Origin of the sequence: Spirillospora albida, from assembly GCF_000718255.1 — a bacterium.
GTDB classification, from domain to species: Bacteria; Actinomycetota; Actinomycetes; order Streptosporangiales; family Streptosporangiaceae; genus Spirillospora; species Spirillospora albida.
This window is the reverse complement of the sequence record NZ_JOFJ01000003.1, coordinates 19,305-44,169: the sequence shown is the minus strand read 5'-3', so window position 1 is coordinate 44,169 and position 24,865 is coordinate 19,305. Positions and strand designations below refer to the sequence as shown.

Below are 24,865 nucleotides of genomic sequence, written 5' to 3'. Positions count from 1 at the left end.
TCTGTCCCGTTCTTGTGGGACTTGATGTCTAATAGGCCCTGCCTGGTGTTCGCGCTGATGTACACCCGGGGTCGTCTAGGGCGGTGACAGCTCCCCGCCCGCCTGCTCGGCCGCCGCGATCCGCTCCCGGAGCGTCCGGACGAGCTCGTCGCCCTGCTCGGTGAGCCGCTCGATCGCGGGCAGCGCCAGCTCGTCCCGCACGGTGTCGGCCAGCAGCTCGTCGTACTCGGGCGCCCGCGCCGCGATCGCCTCCAGGTGGCGGGTCGCGCGCAGCGCCTCGTCGGCCTCCTCCGCCCGCTCGGCGTACCGCTCGAGCGCCTCGACGCGCCGGGTCACCGCCGCCACCGACAGCTCCAGCTTCGCGCGCAGCGGCCGCAGCGCCGCGTCCACCTCCGGCAGCCGCGCCGACGCCGACATCTCCTCCTGCTCGCCGCGCAGCCGCGCCTGCCGGGCCAGCACCTGCGCGATCTCCCACTCCTGGCGCGGCAGCGTGACGGCGTTGTCGACGGTGTCCAGCAGCCCCTCCCGGTTGACCTCCGAGTCGCGGACGGTGTCCACGGCGGCCTGGACGCGGGCGAGCAGGTCCCGTCCGGGCGTGTCCAGGTCCTCGGGCGTCACGTACCGGTCGCGGCGCCGCTCCAGTTCCCGCGCCCGCCGGATGTCGAGGGAGACCGACGGCGTGCCGAGCGCGACCAGCACGGCGAGCATCCCGAGGCCGATCAGCCACAGCGAGCCGAGCACGGTGGAGCCGAGCACCCCGACGAGCAGGACCGTCACCGGCGCCAGCCACGCGAGCGGCCGGTGCCGGCCCACGATCGTGTCGAGCTCGGCGCGCAGCGTCGGGTCGGCGACCGGCCGGGCCTGCGGCGCGGGGCCGTCGCCGGGCCGCCGGGCGGGCGCGATCCGCCGCCAGCGGGTGCCGATGTGCGTCTCGAACGCGAAGTCGTCCGGCGCGATCTCGATCTCGGTGGGGCCGGACGGCAGCGGCCACGAGCCGACCGGTTCGCCGCCCGAGGGGCCGGTGAACCGGACCCACCAGCCGCCCTTGCCGTCGTCGCACCGGTAGCGCCCGGGGGCGACGTCGATGCCGACGAAAAACGTTCCGATACCGGGGATGGAATCGCTCCACGCGCCACTGGTCACCGGCGACCTCCGAGCCTCCGCCGTGCCCCCTCGCCCGCCCGCGAGGCTGTTCCTCCCGGAATCCCGTACCCAGTTCCGCCTCCGGAAAGTCGTGTACCACCCGACGGATTCGGTTTGGAATACTCCGTCCGTGCGTCCCGAATACGATCCCCGTGACGATCCGCCCTGGGCGATGCAGCTGGTGGTGCGGGTGGAGAAAGCCGATCCGCCCGCCCATGAGCCGGTCTGCGAGGCCGCCGCGCAGGCGGTCGTCCGGCTCCTCAGCGACCCGCGCGCCGCCGATCCGGACGGCGAATGGCACGGCGCCGTCCGCGAGTGGGAGACGCGCCGCATCCGGAAGGTGACGCGGCGGGCGCGCGGCGTCCGCTGGCCCGAGGTGCAGGAGCTGCCCGGCGTGACCGTCGGGCACGCCGGCGCCGAAGTGCGCGCGTTCGTGCCGGGGCCGATGCTGGACGTCCCGCAGGAGCTGGCGAAACTCCAGGTCGCCGGGCTCGACCTCGCCGACGGGGGTGCCGCGCCGCTGCCGGACGCCCCGTACGCCGCGATCGCGCTGAACCCGGACGTCCGGATCACGACCGGAAAGGCCGCCGCCCAGTGCGGGCACGCCGCGCAGCTCCTGCTCCGGCAGGCGGGCCGCAAGGACGCGGCGGCGTGGCTCGAGGGGGGCCTGCGGGTCCATCTGGCCCGCGACGTCCCGTGGAAGACCTGCGTGAAGCGCGCCGCGGTGGCGGTGCGGGACGGCGGCTTCACCGAGGTCCCGCCCGGCACCATGACCGCGGTCGCCTGGGTGGTGCGTTAGGGACCGGGCCGCGCGTTAGGGAACCGTCACCGCCGCGGACGTCCGGGAATGCGCCAGCGATCGCTGGTATCAGGACTACCGCTCGGCGCGCGAACATGGTTCGGTGCGGTGGACGGCAGCAACCGCACAGGCTGGAGGCCGCGCATGCGCGCAGCGTTGACCACGGACCGGACGATGATCGTGACCGACGTGCCCGACCCGGTGCCGCAGGAGGGGCAGCTGCTGGTCCGGACGCTGGCCTGCGGCATCTGCGGATCCGACCTGCACGCGCTGGAGCACCCCGACGCGTTCATGGACACCACCCGCCGGTCCGGCGGCACGCCCTACGACCCCCGCGACGGCCTGGTGTTCGGCCACGAGTTCGCCGGCGAGGTGGTCGAGCGGGGGCCAGGCACCGAGGGCCGCTTCCCGGTCGGCACCGCCGTGTGCGGGCCGCCGATCGGGATCGGGCCGCAGGGCGCCGGGATCATCGGGTACACGCCGATGTACCCCGGCGGGTACGGCGAGTACATGATCGTGAACGAGGGCCTGGTCTTCGCCGTCCCGGACGGCCTGGACCCGAAGGTCGCCGCGATCACCGAGCCGTTCTCGGTCGGGACGCGGGCCGTCGACCGCAGCGGCATCGGCGCGGACGACGTCGCGGTCGTCCTCGGCCTCGGGCCGATCGGGCTCGGCGTGGTGGCCGTGCTCAAGGCGCGCGGCCACGGCCCGGTGCTCGCCGCCGACTTCTCCCCGAAGCGGCGGGCGCTCGCCGAGGGGCTGGGCGCGGACGAGGTCATCGACCCGGCCGCGGGGTCGCCGTTCGACCGGTGGGCGGACCTCGGCGTCCCGACGGGCACCGTCGACCGGATCGCCGCCGAGCTGCTGGGCGTCCGCGCCAAGCAGGCGGTGATCTTCGAGTGCGTGGGGGTGCCCGGCGTGCTCGGCCGGGTCGTGGAGGGCGCTCCGGCGGGCTCGACGGTCATGGTGGTGGGGGTGTGCATGGAGCCCGACGAGATCGAGCCGGGCGTCGCGGTCAGCAAGGAGCTGACGATCCGCGGAACGTTCGGGGCGCTGCCCGCCGAGTACGGCGCGACGCTGGCGGCGATCGGGGACGGTCGGATCGACGCCGGCTCCATCATCACCGGCACCGTCGGGCTGGACGGCGTGATGGGCGCGTTCTCCGAGCTGGGCGCCCCGGAGCGGCACGCCAAGATCGTCGTGGTGCCCTAGGGCCGGGCCTCGACGAGGCTCAGGAGGGGCGCGGCAGGCGGTTCATCGCCGCGAGGGCGAGCTCCTGCGTCCGGGTGAGGCGGCCCGTGCCGGGGCCGGACCCGGGCGCCGCGCCGCCCGCCGCGCCCGCCGCCTGCGCCATCGCGCTGAACCCGTACGAAAGGAACAGCAGGACGACGAAGCCGGCCAGGTAGCAGAGGTGCTCGACCAGGCCGCCCCAGCGGGCCGCGAACACGTCCAGGACGGCGAACATCGCGAACCCCGCCATCCATCCCGCGAGCGGCGGGACGAGCAGCACGTCCCGGCGCAGCGCGAGCGCGGCGGCCGCGCAGAGCAGCAGCAGCGCCTCGAACGCCTTGACCACCAGCAGCAGGGTGCCGGCGGACCCGGAGAAGTAGATCTCCATCTCCTCGCGGCGGTCGTCCCACCGCAGCGCCGACCCGGCCAGCACCGTCACGCCGTACGCGGCGAGGAACACGCCGACCGCGTAGTGGTAGCGGTGCCAGTGGGCGCCGCCCCGGCGGGCCCGTTCCGCGTCGCCGCCCGCGCTCACCGTCATGCTGGCCCCACTCTCCCCGAACGTCTTCTAGGGGCAAGATATCGGGAACGGGGTGCTCCGTCCGAGCGCCGTCCGCGGATCGCCGCGCCGCACCGCGCTGACCGGCTCCGACGCTTGCCTCCCGGCCCCGGACGCGGAAAGGTGAGGTCCGCCCGGAGAACCGCGCGGAGCCCGCGAGGGATGCGATGACGCCTGACGAGACGGGAGCGGCCGCGCCGGCCAGGACGCGGATCGAGTACCTGGAGGAACTGGCCGGCGAGCTGTCGCGCCGCGGCCTCCGGGTCCGCCTCACGCTCCCGCGCGGGCAGGCCCCGAGCCTCCATGTCGCGAACCCCGACGCCGCCGCGCTGACCGAGACCATCCTCGTGGAGCGCGGCGGCGAGGGCTGGTGGTTCCGGTGGTCGTGGGCCGAGCGGATCGCCGCCGCCGGCGATGCCGCCGAGGCCGCCGACCGGGTCGCCCGGGTCCTGTCCGCCCGCTCCGGCTGACGCGCCGTCGCGCCGGGGCTCGCGTCGCGCCCTGAATGTTGATCCGAAGAACATAATGCCGAGCCCGGCCGACCGGGCGGGCCGCCCGCCCAGGGGCGTCGCGGCGGGTCGTTTCCCCTGCTGATCTCGTGTTACGGGATTGTTACCGGCGACAACAAATTCGGCGTCCGGAACACTTGGCGCGGTGGCGGTAAGCGACATAAGTTGCGGGACACAACATTCGCGCCGCTCCCTAGCGACCGGCGCTGCACCAACCCTGGCCCGTGTCATCGCGGCCACCCACCCCAGAAAGGACCCGGCCATGCGCAAGGGGATCCTCAGCCTCGTCGCCGTATCGGCGGCGGCGGCGCTCACCCTCACCGCGTGCGGGGGCGACTCCGACGACGAGGGCGGCTCCGGCTCCGGTGCCATCAAGGGCAAGGTCGGCGTGATCCTGCCCGACACCGTCTCCTCGACCCGGTACGAGAGCTTCGACCGGCCGTACCTGGAGCAGGCATTCAAGGCCGCGGGCGTCCAGTACGACATCCAGAACGCCGAGGGCTCGACCCAGCGGTTCCAGACGATCGCCGATCAGATGATCACCAGCGGTGTCACGATCCTGGTCGTGGACGGCATCGACTCCAACTCGGCCGCCGCCGTCCAGCGCAAGGCGCAGCAGCGGGGCGTCAAGACCATCGACTACGACCGCCTCACCCTCGGCGGCGTCTCCGACTACTACGTGTCGTTCGACAACGTGAAGGTCGGCGAGGAGCTCGGCAAGGGCCTGCAGAAGTGCCTCGGGGACAAGGCGGCGAACATCGTCTACCTGAACGGCGCCCCCACCGACAACAACGCCACCCTGTTCGCCAAGGGCGCGCACAACATCCTCGACCCGGTGACGAAATACAAGAAGGTCGCCGAGCAGGCCGTCCCGGACTGGAAGGCCGAGAAGGCCGCCACGATCTTCGAGCAGATGTGGACGGAGCAGCGGGGCAAGATCGACGGCGTGCTCGCCGCGAACGACGGCGTGGGCAACGCCGCCGTGTCGATCATCAAGAAGAACGGCCAGGGCGGCAAGGTCGCCGTCACCGGCCAGGACGCCACCCTCCAGGGCCTGCAGAACATCCTCGACGGCACCCAGTGCATGACCGTCTACAAGCCCGTCAAGGAGGAGGCGGAGGCCGCGGCGAAGCTGGCCGTCGCGCTCCTGAAGGGCGAGAAGGCCGAGACGAACGGCACCACCAACGACGCCACCGGCAAGCGTGACGTCCCCTCCGTGCTGCTGACCCCGATCGGCATCACGAAGGAGAACATCAAGCGGGTCGTCGACGACGGGTTCGTCAAGGCCGAGGAGCTGTGCAAGGGCGACTACGCCGCCAAGTGCAAGGCCGCCGGCATTCAGTGACGGACCTCCGCTGACCTCGTGGCGGGCCCCCACCCTCGCAACGGCGTCCCGGCCGCCCGGGCCACGGTCTCCGGCGTCCCGGGACCCGGGAGACCGGGACGCCGGGGGGCCCGCCGCGGGCACGCAGAACCTGGAAGGAAGATCGTGGCAGAAAACGGAGACCCCGTCCTCCACCTGACCGGGCTCAACAAGAGCTTCGGCGCCGTCCACGTGCTGCACGACGTGGACTTCACGGTGCGGCGCGGCGAGGTGATGGCCCTGGTCGGCGACAACGGCGCCGGGAAGTCCACGCTCATCAAGTGCATCGCCGGGATCCACCCCACCGACTCCGGCACGATCACGTTCGAGGGCGCGCCGGTCCAGATCGGCAGCCCCCGCGACGCGGCCGCGCTCGGCATCGAGATCGTCTACCAGGATCTCGCGCTCGCCGACAACCTCGACATCGTGCAGAACATGTTCCTCGGCCGCGAGCGCCGCAAGGGCCTCGTGCTGGACGAGGCGTCGATGGAGGAGGCGGCCCGGCAGACCCTGGCCAGGCTGTCGGTCCGCACCGTCAAGTCCGTCCGGCAGCAGGTCGCGAGCCTGTCCGGCGGGCAGCGGCAGACCGTCGCCATCGCCAAGGCCGCGCTGTGGGACAGCAAGGTCGTCATCCTGGACGAGCCGACCGCCGCGCTCGGCGTCGCGCAGACCCGCCAGGTCCTCGACCTCGTCCGGCGGCTCGCCGAGACCGGGCACGGCGTCGTGCTGATCTCGCACAACATGAACGACGTGTTCGAGGTCGCCGACCGCATCACCGCGCTCTACCTCGGCCGGGTCGCGGCGGACGTCGCGACCTCCGACGTCACCCACGGCCAGGTCGTGGAGCTCATCACCGCCGGCCGTTCCGGCGATCTCGGCCTCGCGCCGCAGACCGCCGCCGAGAGCATCTGAAAGGGGACGCAGGTGTCCACCGACATCCCCGGGGGCAAGGGTCCCGCCGTGAAACTCGCCGACGCGGACTTCGCCAACGACCTGCGCGAGCACGACATGCGGTCGGCGGTGCGCGACTACCGGGACCGGATCCGTTCCGGCGAGCTCGGCGCGCTGCCCGCCATCCTCGGGCTGACCGGCCTGATCGTGCTGTTCACCGCGCTGAAGCCGGAGACGTTCCTCAGCGAGGGCAACATCGCGAACCTGTTCACGCAGGCGCTGCCCATCACCATCCTCGCGATGGGCCTGGTGTTCGTCCTGCTGCTCGGCGAGATCGACCTGTCCGCCGGCGTCGCGAGCGGCGTCTGCGCGGCGGTGATGGCCAAGCTCATGGTCGACTCCGGCCAGCCGTGGTACGTCGCGGTGCTGTCGGCCGTCGCGGTCGGCATCGTCCTCGGCACCGCGATCGGCTGGCTGGTCTCGGTCCTGCGGATCCCGTCGTTCGTCGTCACGCTGGCCTTCTTCCTCGGCATCCAGGGCATCACGCTGTGGATGATCGGCGAGGGCGGCACGGTCCCCGTCCGCGACGACGTCATCGTCGCGCTCGCCAACAAGAACATGCCGGTACCGCTCGGCTGGACCCTCGCGGCCCTCTGCGCCGCCGGCTACGCCGCGACCCAGCTGCTGCGCTGGAAACGGCAGCGGGACCGCAGGCTGCACTCGCGGCCGCTGCAGCTCGTCGTCGCCCAGTCCGCGGTCGTCGCGGTCGTGCTGCTCGCCGGCACCTACCTGCTCAGCATCGACCGCGCCCCGAGCCCGCTGATCACGCTGGCCGGGATCCCGTGGGGCGTGCCGCTGGTCGGCGTCCTGCTGATCGGCTGCACGTTCGTCCTGTCCCGGACGGCCTACGGCCGGCACATCTACGCGGTCGGCGGCAACGCCGAGGCGGCCCGCCGGGCCGGCATCAACGTGACCCGCATCCGGATCTCCGTCTTCATGATCGGGTCGGCGTTCGCGGCGGTCAGCGGCATCGTCGCCGCGTCCCGGCTGAACTCCGTCGCGACCGACGCGGGCGGCGGCAACACGCTGCTGTACGCGGTCGGCGCCGCGGTCATCGGCGGGACGAGCCTGTTCGGCGGCCGCGGCAAGGCCCGCGACGCCGTGCTCGGCGGCCTGGTCATCGCGATCATCGAGAACGGGCTGGGGCTCCTCGGCACCAAGGCGTACCTGAGCTACCTCATCACCGGGGTCGTGCTGCTGCTCGCCGCGAGCATCGACGCCCTCGCCCGGCGCCGCCGGTCGAGTACCGGAAGGTGAACCTGCCGGGCGGCGGCGGGGGGCCGGCGGCGCGCGCCGCCGCCGGCCCCCCGGTGCGGCCCCACGCGCTCGAGGCGGGCCGGAACGGCGCCGCAACGCCCGGGTACCGGCACCCTGGCGCGGCTGATACGCTCGGCGGCCACGACCGCCCATCGCGCGACGGCGGCGTGGCACGGTGGGAGCCCCTCAGGATGTCAGTGACGCCCGTCCTCGACCTGCGCGGCATCGACAAGAGCTTCGGTTCCGTCAAGGTCCTGCACGACGTGGCGTTCTCCGCCTACCCCGGCGAGGTCACGGCGCTCGTCGGCGACAACGGCGCGGGCAAGACGACTCTGGTCAAGTGCATCGGCGGGATCCACCCGTTCGACTCCGGCGAGTACCGCTTCGACGGCGCCCCGGCCCGGGTCGGCAGCCCCCGCGACGCGGCGGCGCTCGGCATCGAGATCGTCCACCAGGACCTCGCCCTCTGCGAGAACCTCGACATCGTCCAGAACCTGTTCCTCGGCCGCGAGCGCCGCCGGGGCCTCATGCTGGACGAGGCCGGCATGGAGGAGCTCGCCCGCGGCACCCTCGCGGGCCTGTCCGTCCGCACGATCGGCTCGGTCCGGCAGCGGATCTCCACGCTGTCCGGCGGGCAGCGGCAGACCGTCGCGATCGCCCGCGCCGTCCTGTGGGACAGCAAGGTCGTCATCCTGGACGAGCCCGCCGCCGCGCTCGGCGTCGTGCAGACCCAGCAGGTCCTCGAGCTCGTCCGCCGGCTCGCCGACAAGGGCCTCGCCGTCGTGCTGATCTCGCACAACATGAACGACGTGTTCGCGGTGTCGGACCGGATCGCCGCGCTCTACCTCGGCCGCATGGCCGCGCAGGTCCGGACCTCCGACGTCACGCACCGGCAGATCGTCGAGCTGATCACCGCGGGCGTCAGCGGCGACCTCGGGCTGCGCCGATGATGCGCGCGGGCCCGGCGCCGGAGGAGATCCGCAGGCACAACCTCGGCACGCTGCTGCGCTTCGTCCATCTGCGCGGCCCCGCCTCGCGCGCGCGGCTGGCCGAGTCGCTCGGCCTGAACCGCAGCACGATCATGGCGCTGACGTCCGACCTCACCGCCGCGGGCCTCGTCCGGGAGGAGCTGCCGCGCGGGCCGGGACGGCGCGCCGGCCGGCCGTCCCTGGTCGTGCGGCCCGAGTCCACCCGCGTCTACGTGCTGGCGTTCGACGTCGGCGTCGACCGGCTCGTCGTCGCCCGCGTCGGCCTCGGCGGCGTCGTCCTGGACCGGCGCGAGGCGGCGCGATCCCGCGACGCCGACCCCTCCGACCTGGTGGGAACCCTCGCCGCGGGCGCGCGGTCCCTCGTCCGCAAGGCCGACCGCGGCGCGGTGTGCGTCGGCGCGGCGCTCGCGTTCCCGGGGACCGTCCGGCGGTCCGACGACGCGATCATGTTCGGGCCGAACCTGGACGTCGGCGACGTGCACCTCGGCGACGCCCTGTCCCGCCGCCTCGGCCTCGGCATCCCCGTCTCCGTCCGCAACGACGCCAACCTCGGCGCGCTCGCCGAGCATGAGCGCGGCGCGGGCGTCGGCTGCGACAACCTCATCTACCTGCACGGCGACGTCGGCGTCGGAGGGGGGATCATCGTCGGCGGGCGGCTGCTCGGCGGCGACGAGGGCTTCGGCGGCGAGATCGGCCACATGGTCGTCAACCCCGGCGGACGGCCCTGCGCCTGCGGCGCGCGCGGCTGCCTGGAGGCCGAGGTGGGGGAGCGGACCCTGCTCGACCTCGCGGGGCGCGAGGCGGCCCCCGGTCAGTCGGGCCGCGACGCCGTCCGGGGCGTCGTCGACGCCGCCGACCGCGGCGACATCGTCGCGCGCGAGGCGCTGCACAGGGTCGGGAACCGGCTCGGGCTCGGCGTCGCGAACCTCGTCAACGTCTTCAACCCCGGCATGGTGGTGTTCGGCGGGACGCTCCGCGACATCTACCTCGGCTCCGCCGCGCAGGTCCGCAGCGTCCTCGCGACCAACGCGCTCGCCGCGCCCCGCGAGCGGGTGAAGCTGCGCACCACCGAGCTCGGCGACGACACGACCCTCGTCGGCGCCGCCGAGTTCGCGTTCGCGGAGGTCCTCGCCGACCCCGTCCAGGTCCTGACCCGCCTGCGCACCCCGGAGGACACCCCCGTCTCCTGAGGAGGCGTCCCGAGCGCGAGCGGTTCCGGCCCGGTTCCAGGCGCTACGGGCGGCGGACGTGCGCGGGAGGCGCGAAGCCGAGGCCGCCGCAGGGAGTGACGGGGGCCGCCGCGGTCAGGCTGCGCAGGACCGCGCCGCCCGCCCGCACGGCCGCCGCCCTGGCGCGCTCGGGGACGCGCGGCCCGTCGTGCAGGGCCAGCCACGCCGTCCAGCCGACCGCCACGACCGCCCAGTACGAGATCAACCGGTACAGCCCGACGGCCGCCACGGCGGGCGTCACGGCCGAGCCGAACGCGACCAGCGCGGCGGCCATGCTGCCCTCGATCGCGCCGAGCCCGCCGGGCAGCAGCGGCAGGGCGCTGCCCGCCGCCTGCGCCGCGAAGTACGCGAGCGCCACCGTGTGCGGGGCGACGTCGATGCCGACCGCGTGCGCCGCCGCGAGCAGCGCCACGATGTCGCAGACCCAGTTGAGCACCGCCAGCGCCGCGAGCGCCGCCCAGTCGCGACGGGACGGGCGCAGCGCCGTCCGGACGTCCGCGAGCCGCGCCGCGTGCGGGCCGATCCGGGGATGCGCCAGCGCGGCCCGGTAAAGGTGCCGCAGCGGCACCGCCAGCCGGGCGCGGAGCGCGCCCCACCGCAGCGCGGGCAGGAACAGCAGGACCGGGACGGCGAGGGCCACCAGTACCGGTACCCGCGCCTGCGGCTGCGTCGTCAGCGCCAGCAGCCCGATCACCGTGTACGCGGCGGTGGTGATCACCCCGCCCGCCACGATCACCGCCGTCGCGAGCCGGGCGGACGCGCCGCCCCGCCGGAACTGCCGGAACGTGTACCCGATGCTCACCGCCGGCCCGGCCGGCAGCGTGGTCGACAGCGCGTTGCCCGCGTAGGTGATCGCGAACGCGCGGCGGCGGGACATGCGCAGCCCGCCGACCCGCAGGAGGCGGCGCTGCAGCCGGGCGAACGCGCCCATCGAGCCCGCCTCGGCGACCACGACCACGACCAGCCAGGCGGGGTGGGCGGTCTTGAGCGACGCCCACATCGCGCCCGGGTCGGGAAGGCTGCCGGCGAAGAAGGGGAGCGCGGCCAGGACGGCGGCGAGGAACCCCCAGCGCAGCAGCGGGCCTCGCGCGCGCCGCCACCGCGTGGGCGCGCCGGCCGTCCCGGCGGGCGCTCCGGAGGGAGGGGAGGGCGGGGCGTCGGCCTGGAGGCGGACCGGTGCCGTGACTGTGTCGTGCATGTCCCCGGTCACCTCGCAAGCTCGTCCCGCCTTGCGCAACCTACGGCTCGCGTATGACATTCCCCGCGCAACGATCTCGAAATCGTCAAGTGACGGACGCCATGCCGGCGACCCCGGGGACTAAGGGCGGCGGGTGTGGTGCATCGCGTCCGACTCGGCCGGGGGGTTGGGGGGCGGCCAGGGGCCGTCGTCGCCCGCGCCCTCGGTCCGCTTCTCGTACTCGGTGATGCCGATCGGCCCTTCGCGGGGCTCCTCGATGACGTGGTCCGGGGGCGGATCCTGGACGTACTGCTCGGTGAGCGCGACGTCCATGCCCTGCTCGTCGTCGCCCATCTCGTCGATGTCCTGGCGGTGGTCGCGGCCCTCGCCCGGTCTGCGTTGCCTCATGGGGACCGGTGTTCCCGCCCGCCCGTGACCTACTCTCCTATCCCCGGTCCCGCACGGCCACCAGCCCGCCGACCACCCCGACGTAGCCCGTGCCGTCAGGGCCGATCGTGATGGGCGCCCAGTTGTTGTCGAACCATTTGCCCATGCCGGTGAGCACCTTGTAGACGGTGCGCCCGCTGTGGACGTCCACGGCCGTGAAGTACCACGCGTCCAGCAGGTCCTTGCGCGGCTCCTTCGTGTAGAGGTACAGGAGCCCCGCGGGGACCGACACCTTCGCGACGGTGGACGGCGACCGCTCCGCGCTCGTCCAGACGGTGCGGCAGCCCTTGCCTCCCGGATCGACGTCCACCCGGCTGACCCCGCCCACCGTCGAGCCGCCGGGCGGCAGCTCCAGGAAGTTCCGGTAGCCGTGGTTGTTCTCGACGAACAGGCTGTTCCCGTACCCGATGAGGGAGTTGTCGGTGGCGCTCCTTCCACTGCCGAACACGGGGATCCGGCAGACCAGCCGCCCGCCGGCGCGGCGCCGGACGATGATGTTCATGCGTTCGTCGGCGTTGTCGGTGATCGCGACGTACCCGTCGCCGAAGAACGTGGGCGTCGTGCCGGAGCCCTGGTCGATCTGGCCCGGCTTGCGTCCGCTGCCCCGGTCGTAGGCGTGGCGCCAGACGATCCGCGGGGTGCCGGACGCGTCCGCCCTCATCCGGTAGAGGGCGTGGTCGGACACGATCGAGACGCCGTCCTCGGCCGCCGCGAACGAGTTCTGGACGCGCTCCCCGGCGAGTGCGGTCCGCCTGACCGTCCCCGTCGCGGGATCCACGGTGCCGACGCGGCCGTTGCGGGTGATCCACCAGATCAGCCCGCCCCAGTCCGGGCCGACCGCGGTGATCGGGTCGCACTCGCCCTTCGGGAACGGGTTCGTCCAGGTCGCGCAGTCGTGGGGGAGGTGCCGGCTCAGGTCCCAGTCATCGGTGACCGTGAACCGCCATGCTCCGTCCGGGCCCTTCTCGTGCGCGAAGCGCCGCAGATGGAACGCCGAGTCGGCGAGCACCGCCCGGTCCCGCGGGTCGAGGTAGTAGTAGGCGCCGCCGGACGTGTCGGTCAGCACCTTGTCGAGGTCGAGTGAGAACACGGCCCGCACGGTGGAGGAGCGGGGCGGCAGCTCGTGGACGGCGAGGTCCTTGAGCGTCCTCGGGTCGATCAGCCGCAGCGTGAAGTTCTGCCCGCGCGTGCACTGCGCGACGATCAGCCCCGTCCTCCTGGCGAACGTGACCGTCGAGCACAGACCGGGCAGCCCGCCGCCCTTGGCCTCGGTGAGCACCTCGGGCCTGCGCCCCAGCGGCCCCAGGAAGGGGTAGGTGTCCGACGCGTGGCTGTCGGCGTGCATGGACGACGTGCCCACCGGGCCCTGGAAGGGGTTGGCCGGGACGGGCCGTCCGGGCAGCGGCCTCGGCGTCGCCGGGCCGCCGGTGTACGCCGGGACGAAGGCCCGCCCCGGGCCGTCCGGGACGGGGTCGGCCGCGGCGGGGGCGACGAAGGCGACGGAGGCGACGGAGGCGACCAGGAGGCTGCTCGCGACGAGCGCCGCGCTTCGTGCTGACGACCGCATGGACGGATCCTCGTCTAAAGCGCTTGAATTAATCAAGCGCGGGGTCCCTTTTCGTCGCCCGTTACGATGCGCTTCATGGGAGTGAAAGCGGTCATCTTCGACTGGGGCGGCACCCTGACCCCCTGGCACGACATCGAACTCGCGGACATGTGGCACGCGATCTGCTCGGCGCACCTGCCGCCGGAGGACGTCGAGAAGGCCGCCCGCGCGCTCGTCGAGAACGAGCTGGAGCTGTGGCGGCGCGGCAGCGAGGATCACCTCAGCGCCACCCTCGCCGAACTGTTCGAGCTGGCCGGCGTCGAGCCCACGGAGGAGCTCCTCGCCACCAAGTTCGAGATGTGGACGCCCCACACGCACACCGACCCCGCCGTCCCCGGCCTGTTCCAGGACCTCCGCGAGCGCGGCATCAAGATCGGCGTCCTGTCCAACACGCTCTGGTCGCGGGAGTGGCACGAGCGGATCTTCGCCCGCGACGACGTCCTGCACATGCTCGACGGGGCCGTCTACTCCAGCGAGATCCCCTACGCCAAGCCGCACGCCGAGGCGTTCCGCTGCGCGATGGCCGCCGTCGGCGCGACCGATCCCGCGTCCTGCGTCTTCGTCGGCGACCGCCCCTTCGACGACATCCACGGCGCCAAGGCGGCGGGGCTGCGCGCCGTCCAGATCCGGCACCAGACGACCGCCGCGTTCTCCCGTCCGGGCCTCACCCCGCCGGACGCGCTGATCGACCGCCTGGACGAGCTGCTGCCGCACATCGACGGCTGGGGCGGCTAGCGCGGCGGGTCAGCCGGGCCGGCGGGCCGTGATCAGGTCGCGGCTGATGGCCTGGTCGACGCGGTGCCGGAAGGCCCGGTGGGCGGCCGAGTCCCGCACCTCGAGGCCGGCGGACGCGAGGATCTCGGCGAGGTCCTCGCGCCGGCCCACGTAGGTGTTCCAGGAGATCCCGATCGCGCCGCCGGGCCGCAGCAGCCCGGTCCACTCCGGGACGGCCTTCGCCAGCAGCTCCACCGGGCTGCGGGACAGGTCGGCGCCCTTCCGGCCCGGCGGCGCGCCCTTCCCCCGCGCGCCCTGGGAACGCGCGCCGTGCTGCACGCCGTACGGGGCGTCCGTCACGATCAGGTCGAACGAGTTCGGCCGGAAGAAGCGGCCCGCGCCGAGGGCGTCCGCGTTCACGACCGTGATCTCCCTCGTGTCGCCGCTCCGGTACTCCTCCTTGGTCGCGCCCAGCGTGATGTGCAGGCGGCGGCCGAGGACGGCGCGCTCACGGCGGATGTTCGTGATCTCGGCCTGGTGCTTGACCCGGTTGTTCTTCAGCCAGGTCTTGATGAACGCGGCGTAGGCGTCGAAGTCCTTGCCGTCGACGTCCATCCCGGCGGCGTCCATGCCGTACGTCATCGCCTGGTTCAGCGTCGTGCCCCGCCCGCACATCGGGTCGAACAGCCGGAACCGGCGCGCCAGCAGGTCGCGGGGCGCCGACGTCGCCATGGCCGTGACGTTGAGGAGCAGCCGGGTGAAGTGCTCGTTGGTCTTGCCGGAGTACTTCTGGATCGTCAGCAGATCGCTGGGGAACCGGTCCAGCGGCTCTATCGCGACGGGGCGGAGCAGATCGTCGGCCCGCAGCTCGAACAGGGCGTAGAGCGACGACAGGTTCGACAGCAGGCGGATGTCGTCCGGCTCCGGCGCCTCGGCCGTGAACGTCACGTACGGGACGCCGCCGATCGACGACTCCTCGATGTCACGGATCCGCCCGCCGAGCGCGCTCTCGCCGAAGACCGCGAGTTCGGCCTTCACCAGCCCGGCGGCGGCCTGCCCGTAGACCCGGTTGTGCGATGGCGAGACGAGGAGACCGTACCTGGACACCCGCTCGACCCTAGCAGCGCCGCCACCCGCGGAGGATCACTCACCGGGCCTCGGCGGGGGCGCCAGCGCCGCCGCGGGCAGCCCCGGGAACGCCCAGGCCGGAGCCCGGTCGCCCGCCGCCGCGCGCCAGCGCCCGGCCCGGGTCATCGCCGTCTGCGCGCAGCCCGCCGCCAGGACGCGCAGCCTCGGCCCCGGCGCCCCCGCCAGCGCCACGTACACGCGGACCAGCTCGTCCTCCAGGGCGGCCCCGAGCTGGGCGGCGGTGCGCGCGGACGTGACCTGCACCGGCAGCGCGTACACTGGTGCCGCCGCGACCGGATCGCCCGCCACGATCGCCCCCAGCCGGTCCCGCTGGGCGCGGTGCGCGTTCCACGCCGCCTTCGCGCTCGCCCGCAGCGTCCCGCCGAGCCGGGAGCCCAGCACCCCGTACCCGTACACGGCCGCGTGCTCGGCCTCCAGGGCGGTCCGCAGCGCCTGCGCGCCCGACTTCGCGGGGTCCGGGACGCCGGCCGCCCGCACCGAACCGGCATGGCCCGCCTCACAGGCGCCGATGCCGGCAAGCAGCTGCGCCAGCCCCGGCTCGACCTCCCGCGTGTCCGCCGCCCGCGCCGCGGCGGCGCGGGCCTCCAGGCGGCGCAGGGCCGCGAGCACCGCCTCGCCTTCCGGCGGCAGCGGCTCGGCCCTCGGCGCCGGGATCCGCCCGCCCTCGTGAGCGCGATCGCCCGAACCCGGCACGAGGTGGCGGCGCAGCACGGCCAGATGCTCCCGGTGGCGGGCCAGGACGGGATCGAGGCGCCCCGCGAGCGGCGCGTTCGCCGCCCGCGCCGCCTCGTACGTCGCGATGAGGTCCTGTTCGGACGCGATCGCCGCGGCGAGCGTCCCCACGTCCCGCGACGGGGGCCGGCGCTCCGCGCAGCCCGCGGCCCACGGCAGCGCGAGGGCGGCGCTCGCGCCGAGCATCAGGCGGCGCGACGGCGGACGTGACGGGCCCTGTGGCAAGGGCGTCTCCTCACCGGGTGGCATGGCGGTGTCGGCCCGCGGCGGTCCCGATCCCCGGACGCGTCCATCAGGGCAGCTCAAGCATTCCATATCCGGCGCGCCGGTGAGCTGTCCGAAAGACCGCTCCGGTGTCCGGCTGTCGATAGTCTTGAGGCGCACCACACGAGATCGGCACAACATGAGGAGGACCCATGAGCGTCGAGTCCCGCGGCGGCCGCGCTCACGGGGGCCGCGCCCACCGGGGCGCCGGAGGCCGGGCCGGAGCCGAGCGCGCGGCCGGTGACCGCGGCGCCGACCGGGGGAGCGCCGGACGGCCGTCCCGCGACGCCGCGATCGCCGCGCTGACCGGGCTGCTGGCGCCCGCCGTCGCCGAGGCGGGGTTCGACCTGGAGGAGGTCGACGTCCGGCCCGCCGGGCGCCGCCGCCTCGTCCGCATCGTCGTGGACGCCGACGGCGGCGTGAGCCTCGACGACATCGCCCGGCTGAGCGAGACCGCCTCGGCGCTGCTGGACGGCTCCGACGCCATGGGCTCCGCGGCGTACGTGCTGGAGGTCACCTCGCCGGGCGTCGACCGCCCGCTCACCGAGCCGCGGCACTGGCGGCGCGCCGCCGGACGCCTCGTCGTCGCGCCGCTGACCGCCGGCGGCCAGGTCGAGGGCCGCGTGATCGCGGCCGACGACGAGTCCGTCGAGTTCGACGTCGTCACCAAGGCCAAGGGCAAGGGCAAGGGCAAGGGCGCGGGCAAGGGGGGCGCCGACGGCGACCCGGCGGCGGGCCGGCGCCGGTTCCTTCTCGGCGAGCTCGGCCGCGGCCGCGTCCAAGTGGAGTTCCGCCCCCTCGACGGGGGAACGCGGGGCCCGGCTCCCGGGGACGCCGCCGCCACAGAGGCCGGCGAGGCCGACGAAACGCGTTCTCCGGCTCAGCCGGACTAGAGGGGGGAACCACGTGGACATCGACATGACTGCCCTGCGCAGCCTGGAGAGCGAGAAGGACATCTCGCTCGACGTGGCCGTCAAGGCCATCGAAGACGCCCTGCTGATCGCCTACCACCGGACCGAGGGCGCGGCGCCGAAGGCCCGCGTCGAGCTCGACCGCGCGACCGGGCACGTCACCGTGTGGGCGACCGAGACCGACGAGGAGGGCGCGGCCCTCCGGGAGTACGACGACACGCCCACCGGTTTCGGGCGGATCGCGGCGACCACCGCCAAGCAGGTCATCCTGCAGCGGCTCCGGGACGCCGAGGACGAGCTGACCTTCGGCGAGTACGCCGGCCGTGAGGGCGACATCGTCAGCGGCGTCATCCAGCAGGGCAAGGACCCGCGCAACGTCCTGGTCGACCTCGGCAGGCTCGAGGCCGTCCTGCCCCCGCAGGAGCAGGTGCCCGGCGAGCGGTACGAGCACGGCGAGCGGCTGCGCGCCTACGTGGTGCAGGTCCGCAAGGGCCACCGGGGCCCGTCGGTGCAGCTGTCGCGCACCCACCCGAACCTGGTCCGCAAGCTGTTCGCGCTGGAGGTCCCCGAGATCGCCGACGGGACGGTGGAGATCGCCGCGATCGCCCGCGAGGCCGGCCACCGCACCAAGATCGCGGTGCGCTCGCGCAAATCCGGCGTGAACGCCAAGGGCGCCTGCATCGGCCCCCTCGGCAGCCGCGTCCGCAACGTGATGGCGGAGCTGCACGGCGAGAAGATCGACATCGTGGACTGGTCGGACGACCCGGCCGACCTCGTCAAGAACGCGCTGTCCCCGGCCCGCGTCTCCGGGGTCGAGGTCGTGGACGCCGACGGGCGCGTGGCGCGGGTCATCGTGCCCGACTACCAGCTGTCCCTCGCCATCGGCAAGGAGGGGCAGAACGCCCGGCTCGCCGCCCGGCTCACCGGCTGGCGGATCGACATCCGGTCCGACACCGAGCAGCCCGGGGGCGACGACCGCCCCGCCGGGCGCCCCGGACAGGCGGCCCAGCCGTCCGGACGCGGCGTCCCGGGCCCGGAATCGCGCGGCGAATCCGGACCTTCCACCCCGGCATCGTCCGAGGCAGGACGAACCCCCGCACCCCCCGCCCCGGCCCCGTCTGAGTCTGGAGAACATGCGACCGGTCCCGCCGACGCGTCGGCGCGCTAAACTGAGGAGTTGTGACCGGGCGGTCCCGTCGCGCATGTGCGTGGGCTGCCGGGTCAGCACGGCCAAGTCCGGGTTGCTGCGCCTGGTGGTGGTCGAGGACGCCATCGTCCCCGATCCCCGCGGGCGGCTGCCGGGAAGAGGTGCCTATGTGCACCCCGACCCCGGTTGTCTCGAGCTCGCAGAGCGACGTCGGGCGTTCCCACGGGCGTTCCGCCTGAAGGGTCCGCTCGACACCGAAGCGCTGCGGGCGTGGCTTGCGGAGCGGGCCGCGCGGCAGCAGGATGGCCGATTGGTAAGCGACGTCTAGTCGGAAGCAGGTCGAGATTGCTATGAGCGCTCGATGAGCACGCCGCGATGAGTACGGCAAGTTAGCGACGGTCCGGAGGCCCCACCCCCGGACCAGTAGGGAGTGCAGTGGCCAAGGTCCGGGTTTACGAACTCGCCAAGGAGTTCGGCGTCGAGAGCAAGGTCGTCATGGCCAAGCTCCAGGAAATGGGCGAGTTCGTACGGTCGGCGTCCTCCACGATAGAGGCGCCGGTCGTTCGCAGGCTCACAGAAGCCTTCTCCAACTCTTCTTCTTCGCCCGCCAAGGGCGGCAAGGGCGGAGGCGGCCAGAAGCGGCCGACCCCCGGTCCCCGCCCGGCGGCACCGCGTCCGGGTCCGCCGGCCGGCGCTGGAGCGCCCGCCGCCGGTGCCGAGAGCGGCACCCGTCCGGCCGCGCCGCGTCCCGCGGCGCCCCGTCCGCCCGCGCCGAAGCCGGGTCCGGCAGGCGCTCCGGGTCCCGCAGGCGCTCCGGGCGCCGGTCCCGGCCCCAAGCCGGGCCCCCGTCCGCCCGTCCCGCCCGCGCCGAGCACCCCGGTGACCCCACCGGCGCCCGCCGTGCCGGAGGTGCCCGCGGCGAAGGCGCCGAGCGCCCCGCCCGCCGGCGGCCCGGCGGCTCCGGGCGGTCCGGCTGCTCCGGGCGGTCCGAAGCCCGGTCCGCGCGCGCCCAAGCCGGGCCCGCGTCCGGCGGCCCGTCCCGGCGGCGCCGGCGGCGGCCGCCCGCGTCCGGGCAACAACCCGTTCAGCTCGACCAACACCGGCATGGGCCAGGCGCCCAAGCCGGGACCCCGGCCCGGCCCGCGGCCGGGCGCCGGCCCCGCGGGCGCGCCCGCGGCCGGCGGTGACCGGCCCGGTGGGCCCCGTCCCGGCGGTCCGCGTCCCGGCGCCCCCGGCGCCGGCGGTCCCCGTCCCAGCCCGGCGGGCGGCATGCCGCCCCGGCCGGGCGGCCCGCGGCCGAGCCCGATGAACATGCCGTCCTCCCGTCCGGCCGGTGCGCCCGGCCGCGGCGGTCCCGGCGGTGGCGGCGGCGGTGGCCGTCCCGGCGGCGGTGGCCGTCCGGGTGGTGGCGGCGGCCGTCCCGGCGGCGGTGGCCGTCCGGGTGGCGGCGGCGGCTTCGGCGCCCCCCGCGCCGGTGGCGGCGGTGGCGGCGCGGGCCGTCCCGGTGGCGGTGGCTTCGGTCCCCGTCCGGGTGGCGGCGGCCGCGGCCGCGGCGGCACGCAGGGCGCGTTCGGACGCCCCGGGGGCCGGCCGGCCCGCGGGCGCAAGTCGAAGCGCGCGCGCCGTCAAGAGTTCGAGAACATGCAGGCGCCCGCCGTCGGCGGCGTCTCCGCCCCGCGCGGCAACGGCAAGACGATCCGGCTGCCGCAGGGCGCGTCGCTGACCGACTTCGCCGAGAAGATCGGCGCCAACCCGGCGTCGCTCGTCGCGATCATGATGCACCTCGGCAAGATGCTCACCGCGACGCAGTCGGTCGACCCGACCGACCTCGAGCTGCTCGGGGCCGAGCTGGACTTCGACGTCCAGGTCGTCAGCCCCGAGGACGAGGACCGCGCGCTGCTCGAGTCGTTCGACATCGAGTACGGCGAGGACGAGGGCGGCGAGGAGCACCTCGAGGCCCGTCCGCCCGTGGTCACCGTCATGGGCCACGTCGACCACGGTAAGACCAAGCTGCTGGACGCCATCCGGAAGGCGAACGTGGTCGCGGGCGAGGCCGGCGGCATCACCCAGCACATCGGCGCCTACCAGGTCGAGACCGAGGTCGACGGCGAAGAGCGCAAGATCACCTTCATCGACACCCCGGGTCACGAGGCGTTCACCGCCATGCGTGCCCGCGGTGCCGACACCACCGACCTGGTGGTGCTGGTGGTCGCCGCGGACGACGGCGTCAAGCCGCAGACGACCGAGGCGATCGACCACGCCACCGCCGCCGGGGTGCCGATCGTGGTGGCGGTCAACAAGATCGACGTCGAGGGCGCCGACCCGCAGCGGGTCCGCGCGCAGCTCACCGAGTACGGCCTGATCGCCGAGGAGTTCGGCGGCCAGACCCAGTTCGTCGACGTGTCCGCCAAGCAGGGCATCAACATCGAGGGACTGCTCGAGGCGGTCGTCCTGACCGCCGACGCCGAGCTGGAGCTGAAGGCCAACCCCGACATGCCCGCCCAGGGCTCGGCCATCGAGGCCAACCTGGACAAGGGCCGGGGCGCCGTGGCGACCGTGCTGGTGCAGCGCGGCACGCTGCGGGTCGGCGACTCCATCGTCTGCGGTGTGGCCCACGGCCGCGTCCGCGCGATGCTCGACGAGAACGGCAACCACGTCGAGGAGGCGGGCCCGTCCCGTCCGGTGCTCGTGCTCGGCCTCGCGGCCGTGCCGGGTGCGGGGGACAACTTCCTGGTCGTCGAGGACGACCGGGTCGCCCGCCAGATCGCCGACAAGCGGGTCGCCCGCAAGCGCAACGCCGAACTGCTCAAGAGCCGCAAGAGCAGCTCCCTCGAGGAGCTGTTCAAGGACCTGGAGCGGGGCGAGCGGCAGGAGCTGCTGCTCATCCTCAAGGGCGACGTGTCCGGTTCGGTGGAGGCCCTGGAGGACTCGCTCCTCAAGATCGACGTGGGCGAGGAGGTCAACCTGCGCATCATCCGCCGCGGCGTCGGCGCGATCACGCAGGACGACGTCAACCTCTCGCTGGCGTCGGACGGCGCGGTCATCCTCGGCTTCAACGTCCGGCCGGAGCGCAACGCGCAGGAGCTCGCCGACCGCGAGGGCGTCGACATCCGGTACTACTCGGTCATCTACCAGGCGATCGAGGAGATCGAGGCGGCCCTCAAGGGCATGCTCAAGCCGGAGTTCGAGGAGGTCCAGCTCGGTACCGCGGAGATCCGCGAGATCTTCAAGGTGCCGCGGATCGGCAACATCGGCGGTTCGATGGTCACCTCCGGCATCATCCAGCGCAACGCGAAGGCGCGCCTGGTCCGCGACGGCGTCGTGGTCGCCGACAACCTCACGGTGTCGTCGCTGCGCCGCTTCAAGGACGACGCGACCGAGGTCCGCGAGGGCTTCGAGTGCGGTATCGGCGTCGGTTACAACGACATCAAGCTCGGCGACGTCGTCGAGTGCTTCGAGATGCGGGAGAAGCCCCGCGACTGAGGCGACGGCAGCCCGCGCCCCGTCCCGGCCCAAGCGGCCGGGACGGGGCGCGGGCCCGTCGGCTTGAAGATCGTTTATTCTGGTGACACGGCACCGGGGATCTCCTAGGGTCGGTGTCGCGACCGGTTCCGCCGGCGGCCGGCCCGGCTCTCCGTACGGTGCCGCGGCGACGGGAGCATCCCATGGCGAGGTCCCGGGAACACCGCGGCCGTCCGCCGTCGTTCTGGCTTCTGAAGATCTCGAGGTGATCCATCACGTGTACGTGGGTGCGCTGACGCTGGACCTGCTGCTCGGCGACGTCCGTTCGCTGAAGCAGAAGCGGTCCGTCATCAGGCCGGTCATCGCGGAGGTGCAGAAGCACTTCCCCGGAGTGGCGGTCGCCGAGACGGGCGACAACGATCTGCACCGCCGGGCGGAGATCGGCATCGCGGTGGTCTCGGGCACCGCCGCCAACTGCACCCGGGTCCTCGAGCAGTGCGAGCGCCTCGTCGCGGGACGCCCCGAGATCGAGCTGCTGTCGGCGCGGCAGCGGCTTTTCCATGACGAAGATTAGAAAGGGAGTGCGATCATGGTGGACGCAGCTCGCGCGCGCAAGCTCGCCGACCGCATCCAGCAGATCGTGGCCGAGATGCTGGAGCGCCGGATCAAGGATCCGCGGCTCGGCTTCGTGACCGTGACGGACACCCGCATCACCAACGACCTGCGCGACGCGACCGTGTACTACACGGTGTACGGGTCGGACGGCGAGCGCGCCGAGACGGCCGCGGCGCTGGAGAGCGCCAAGGGCGTCATCCGGTCGGAGGTCGGGCGCAAGACCGGGGTCCGGCACACGCCCAGCATCACGTTCGTCATGGACTCCGTCATGGAGAACGTGGCGCACATCGACGATCTGCTCGCGCGCGCCCGCGCGAAGGACGCCGAGGTCGCGCGGGCGGCCCAGAGCGCGACCCCCGCCGGGGACCCGAACCCCTACCGGGAGGACGACGAGGACGCCGGCGACGAAGACGACGACCTCGACGGTCTCGACGAGGCGGAGGACGGTGAGGACGGCCCTCCGGGACGCCCGGCGCCGTGACCGCTCCGCAGGGACGCGGGGAACCACCGGCCGTAGTGCCCGCTCCCGAGGGACGCGGAGAACCGCCGGCGGCAGTGCCCGCTCCCGAAGGGCGCGCGGAACCTCCTGCCGCCGTGACCGCCGGGCCGAGCGCGGGAGAGGGCGCTTCGTCCGACGCGGGACAACGCGGCGGGGAGGGCGGCGGGCATGCCGTGCGCGTGCGGGAGACCGGCGGTCATGACGCCGTCCCGCGCCCGTTCCGCGCCGGAGCGCCCGCACCCCCGGACGACCTGGAGTGGGACCGCGCGGTCCGGCTGATCCGCGCGGCGGGCGAGGTGAGCCTCGCCTGCCATGTGGTCCCTGACGGCGACGCGCTCGGCTCGATGCTCGCATTGGGCCGGGCGCTGCGCGTCCTGGGCAAGCATGTGACGGCGTCGTTCGGTGAGCCGTTCGGCGTCCCGGCGTCCCTCCGGTTCCTGCCGGGGCAGGACATCCTGGTCGAGCCGGGCCGGATGCCCGCCGCCCCCCGCCTGCTGATCGCGCTGGACTCGGCGGACCCCGCGCGGCTCGGCTCGCTCGCCGGCCGCGCGGCGCGGGCCGGCGACCTGGTCGTCATCGACCACCACGCGTCCAACGCCGGCTTCGGCGGGACGCGGCTCGTCGACCCGGACGCGGCCGCGACGGCGGTGCTCGCCGAGGAGCTGATCCGGCGGCTCGGCGTCCCCCTGGACCGCGACATGGCGCAGAACCTGTACGCGGGGCTGGCCAGCGACACCGGATCGTTCAAGTACCCGTCCACGACGCCGGCGGTGCACGCCCTCGCGGCGCGGCTGCTGGCGGCGGGCGCGCGGCCGGCGGCCGTGGCGCGGGAGCTGTGGGACCGCGCGCCGTTCGGCTACCTGCGGGTCCTCGCGGGAGCGCTGGCCCGCGCGCGGCTGGAGCGGGACGCGGCGGGCGGCCGGGGTTTGGTCTGGACGACGATCACCCGCGCCGACCGGCTGGCCGAGGGCGTCGGCTACGACCGGCTCGAGGGCGTCATCGACCAGCTCCGCCGGACGGACGAGGCGGAGGTCGCGATCGTCTGCAAGGAGACCGACGACGGCCGCTGGTACGTGTCGGCCCGTTCCAAGGGCGGGGTCGACCTGAGCGGCGTGTGCGCCGCGCTGGGCGGCGGCGGGCATCGGGAGATGGCGGGGTTCCTGTGGCCCGGCCCGCCCGGGAGGGCGCTCGACCGGCTTCGCGCGCTGCTGACGGCGGAGACATGAACGGGAAAGAGAGCGGGATGGAATCGGGACTCGTCATCGTGGACAAGCCGGCGGGCTGGACGTCCCACGATGTGGTGGGCCGGATGCGGCGGCTGGCGAAGACGCGCCGGGTCGGGCACGCGGGGACGCTGGACCCGATGGCGACGGGCGTCCTCGTGCTGGGGGTCGGCAAGGCCACGCGCCTGCTCGGCCATCTCGCGCTGACCGAGAAGGGCTACGACGGGACGATCCGGCTGGGCGAGTCGACGAACACCGACGACGCGGAGGGCGAGACCACCGCGACGGCGTCGGCCGCCGCCGTGGGCGACGCGGCGCTGCATGCCGGGATCGTGGCGCTGACCGGCCCGATCCAGCAGGTTCCGCCGCAGGTCAGTGCGATCAAGGTGGACGGCAGGCGGGCCTACAAGATGGCCCGGCAGGGCGAGGAGGTCGCGTTGAAGGCGCGGCCGGTCACCGTGCACTCCTTCACGGTGACGGAAGTGCGGCGGTCCGGCGACCTGATCGACGTGGACGTGTCCATCGCCTGCTCGTCCGGCACCTACATCCGGGCGCTGGCCCGCGACCTCGGCGCGGCGCTCGGCTGCGGTGGGCACCTGACGGCGCTGCGCCGGACACGCGTCGGCCCCTACGACCTCGCGTCGGCGCGCACGCTCGACGAACTGGCGGCCGAGCTGGAGATCCTGCCGATGGCGCAGGCGGTAGCGGCCGCGTTCCCGCGGCGGGACGTGTCGGCGGACGAGGCGCGCAAGGTGATGCACGGCGGACGGCTCCCGGCGGCGGGGCTCGGTCCCGGGCCGGTGGGCGTCTTCGCCCCCGACGGAACGCTCCTCGCCCTGGTGGAGGAGCAGGCCCAGGTCGCGAAGCCCCTCGCGGTGTTCGTTCCATGA

The 24,865-nt window shown here is 74.0% G+C and carries 24 protein-coding genes; 17 read left to right on the top strand and 7 right to left on the bottom strand.

Annotated features, from left to right (window positions below):
* Positions 1-75 precede the first annotated feature (75 nt).
* Positions 76-1,143 (bottom strand): Rv1352/Rv1906c domain-containing protein, encoded by a 1,068-nt coding sequence (locus tag IE99_RS0104705; protein WP_030164104.1) that lies wholly within the window; start codon positions 1,141-1,143, stop codon positions 76-78.
* A 130-nt stretch (positions 1,144-1,273) separates the two neighbouring features.
* Here IE99_RS0104705 and IE99_RS0104700 point away from each other — a divergent pair, with 130 nt between their 5' ends.
* Together IE99_RS0104700 and IE99_RS0104695 are read left to right on the top strand one after the other, a co-directional pair.
* A complete protein-coding gene (locus IE99_RS0104700; protein WP_030164101.1) occupies positions 1,274-1,942 on the top strand; it encodes an aminoacyl-tRNA hydrolase in 669 nt (222 codons plus the stop codon).
* Positions 1,943-2,086: 144 nt separating this feature from the next.
* Entirely contained in the window at positions 2,087-3,154 is a 1,068-nt protein-coding gene (locus IE99_RS0104695) for a zinc-binding dehydrogenase (protein ID WP_030164098.1), read from the top strand.
* A gap of 19 nt (positions 3,155-3,173) precedes the next feature.
* On the opposite strand, the gene IE99_RS0104690 is transcribed toward IE99_RS0104695, so the two are convergent.
* The gene (locus IE99_RS0104690) at positions 3,174-3,713 is read right to left on the bottom strand and encodes a hypothetical protein (RefSeq protein ID WP_030164096.1); all 540 of its coding nucleotides are present in this window, start codon (positions 3,711-3,713) and stop codon (positions 3,174-3,176) included.
* Between the two features lie 185 nt (positions 3,714-3,898).
* On the opposite strand from IE99_RS0104690, the gene IE99_RS0104685 reads away from it, so the two are divergent.
* The 6 genes from IE99_RS0104685 (at position 3,899) to IE99_RS0104660 (ending at position 9,990) form a co-directional block, all read left to right on the top strand.
* Complete coding sequence (locus IE99_RS0104685) at positions 3,899-4,201, top strand: hypothetical protein (RefSeq protein ID WP_051712036.1); 303 nt, start codon at positions 3,899-3,901, stop codon at positions 4,199-4,201.
* A 301-nt stretch (positions 4,202-4,502) separates the two neighbouring features.
* The gene (locus tag IE99_RS0104680; RefSeq protein WP_030164091.1) at positions 4,503-5,585 is read left to right on the top strand and encodes a sugar ABC transporter substrate-binding protein; all 1,083 of its coding nucleotides are present in this window, start codon (positions 4,503-4,505) and stop codon (positions 5,583-5,585) included.
* Positions 5,586-5,729: 144 nt separating this feature from the next.
* Positions 5,730-6,515 (top strand): ATP-binding cassette domain-containing protein, encoded by a 786-nt coding sequence (locus tag IE99_RS0104675; RefSeq protein ID WP_030164088.1) that lies wholly within the window; start codon positions 5,730-5,732, stop codon positions 6,513-6,515.
* A gap of 12 nt (positions 6,516-6,527) precedes the next feature.
* Entirely contained in the window at positions 6,528-7,811 is a 1,284-nt protein-coding gene (locus IE99_RS0104670; protein WP_030164085.1) for a sugar ABC transporter permease, read from the top strand.
* Positions 7,812-8,002: 191 nt separating this feature from the next.
* Complete coding sequence (locus tag IE99_RS0104665; RefSeq protein WP_030164082.1) at positions 8,003-8,761, top strand: ATP-binding cassette domain-containing protein; 759 nt, start codon at positions 8,003-8,005, stop codon at positions 8,759-8,761.
* A complete protein-coding gene (locus IE99_RS0104660; protein ID WP_030164080.1) occupies positions 8,761-9,990 on the top strand; it encodes an ROK family transcriptional regulator in 1,230 nt (409 codons plus the stop codon). The genes IE99_RS0104665 and IE99_RS0104660 overlap by 1 nt, the downstream gene beginning before the upstream one ends.
* 43 nt (positions 9,991-10,033) lie before the next feature.
* Here the strand turns inward: IE99_RS0104660 and IE99_RS0104655 are convergent, their stop codons facing one another.
* The 3 genes from IE99_RS0104655 to IE99_RS0104645 all read right to left on the bottom strand — a co-directional run bounded on the left by IE99_RS0104655 (position 10,034) and on the right by IE99_RS0104645 (position 13,220).
* On the bottom strand, positions 10,034-11,227 hold the full coding sequence (locus IE99_RS0104655) for a lysylphosphatidylglycerol synthase transmembrane domain-containing protein (RefSeq protein ID WP_084219320.1): 1,194 nt from the start codon (positions 11,225-11,227) through the stop codon (positions 10,034-10,036).
* Between the two features lie 120 nt (positions 11,228-11,347).
* Complete coding sequence (locus IE99_RS0104650) at positions 11,348-11,614, bottom strand: hypothetical protein (RefSeq protein ID WP_030164069.1); 267 nt, start codon at positions 11,612-11,614, stop codon at positions 11,348-11,350.
* Positions 11,615-11,651: 37 nt separating this feature from the next.
* On the bottom strand, positions 11,652-13,220 hold the full coding sequence (locus IE99_RS0104645) for a hypothetical protein (RefSeq protein ID WP_030164066.1): 1,569 nt from the start codon (positions 13,218-13,220) through the stop codon (positions 11,652-11,654).
* A gap of 75 nt (positions 13,221-13,295) precedes the next feature.
* Between IE99_RS0104645 and IE99_RS0104640 the strand changes: the two genes are divergently transcribed.
* Complete coding sequence (locus tag IE99_RS0104640; RefSeq protein ID WP_030164063.1) at positions 13,296-13,994, top strand: HAD family hydrolase; 699 nt, start codon at positions 13,296-13,298, stop codon at positions 13,992-13,994.
* 9 nt (positions 13,995-14,003) lie between these two features.
* On the opposite strand, the gene IE99_RS0104635 is transcribed toward IE99_RS0104640, so the two are convergent.
* A complete protein-coding gene (locus IE99_RS0104635) occupies positions 14,004-15,080 on the bottom strand; it encodes a TRM11 family SAM-dependent methyltransferase (protein ID WP_030164061.1) in 1,077 nt (358 codons plus the stop codon).
* Between the two features lie 36 nt (positions 15,081-15,116).
* Positions 15,117-16,079: a ferritin-like domain-containing protein gene (locus IE99_RS32935; protein WP_245623063.1), complete on the bottom strand. Its 963-nt coding sequence runs from the start codon at positions 16,077-16,079 to the stop codon at positions 15,117-15,119.
* 332 nt (positions 16,080-16,411) lie between these two features.
* On the opposite strand from IE99_RS32935, the gene rimP reads away from it, so the two are divergent.
* The 8 genes from rimP (at position 16,412) to truB (ending at position 24,865) form a co-directional block, all read left to right on the top strand.
* Entirely contained in the window at positions 16,412-17,011 is a 600-nt protein-coding gene (rimP, locus tag IE99_RS30035) for a ribosome maturation factor RimP (RefSeq protein ID WP_051712107.1), read from the top strand.
* 25 nt (positions 17,012-17,036) lie between these two features.
* Positions 17,037-18,197 (top strand): transcription termination factor NusA, encoded by a 1,161-nt coding sequence (gene nusA, locus IE99_RS0104615; RefSeq protein WP_245623062.1) that lies wholly within the window; start codon positions 17,037-17,039, stop codon positions 18,195-18,197.
* Positions 18,163-18,504, top strand: a complete 342-nt coding sequence (locus IE99_RS0104610; RefSeq protein ID WP_051712034.1) for a DUF448 domain-containing protein — start codon at positions 18,163-18,165, stop codon at positions 18,502-18,504. Before nusA ends, IE99_RS0104610 begins: the two co-directional genes overlap by 35 nt.
* 107 nt (positions 18,505-18,611) lie before the next feature.
* Positions 18,612-21,659: a translation initiation factor IF-2 gene (gene infB, locus IE99_RS0104605; RefSeq protein ID WP_030164051.1), complete on the top strand. Its 3,048-nt coding sequence runs from the start codon at positions 18,612-18,614 to the stop codon at positions 21,657-21,659.
* Between the two features lie 244 nt (positions 21,660-21,903).
* Complete coding sequence (locus tag IE99_RS0104600) at positions 21,904-22,212, top strand: DUF503 domain-containing protein (RefSeq protein ID WP_245623061.1); 309 nt, start codon at positions 21,904-21,906, stop codon at positions 22,210-22,212.
* Positions 22,213-22,227: 15 nt separating this feature from the next.
* On the top strand, positions 22,228-22,734 hold the full coding sequence (gene rbfA, locus IE99_RS0104595) for a 30S ribosome-binding factor RbfA (RefSeq protein ID WP_030164047.1): 507 nt from the start codon (positions 22,228-22,230) through the stop codon (positions 22,732-22,734).
* Positions 22,735-22,931: 197 nt separating this feature from the next.
* Positions 22,932-23,978: a DHHA1 domain-containing protein gene (locus IE99_RS0104590; RefSeq protein WP_051712106.1), complete on the top strand. Its 1,047-nt coding sequence runs from the start codon at positions 22,932-22,934 to the stop codon at positions 23,976-23,978.
* Between the two features lie 17 nt (positions 23,979-23,995).
* A complete protein-coding gene (gene truB, locus IE99_RS0104585) occupies positions 23,996-24,865 on the top strand; it encodes a tRNA pseudouridine(55) synthase TruB (RefSeq protein WP_037558747.1) in 870 nt (289 codons plus the stop codon).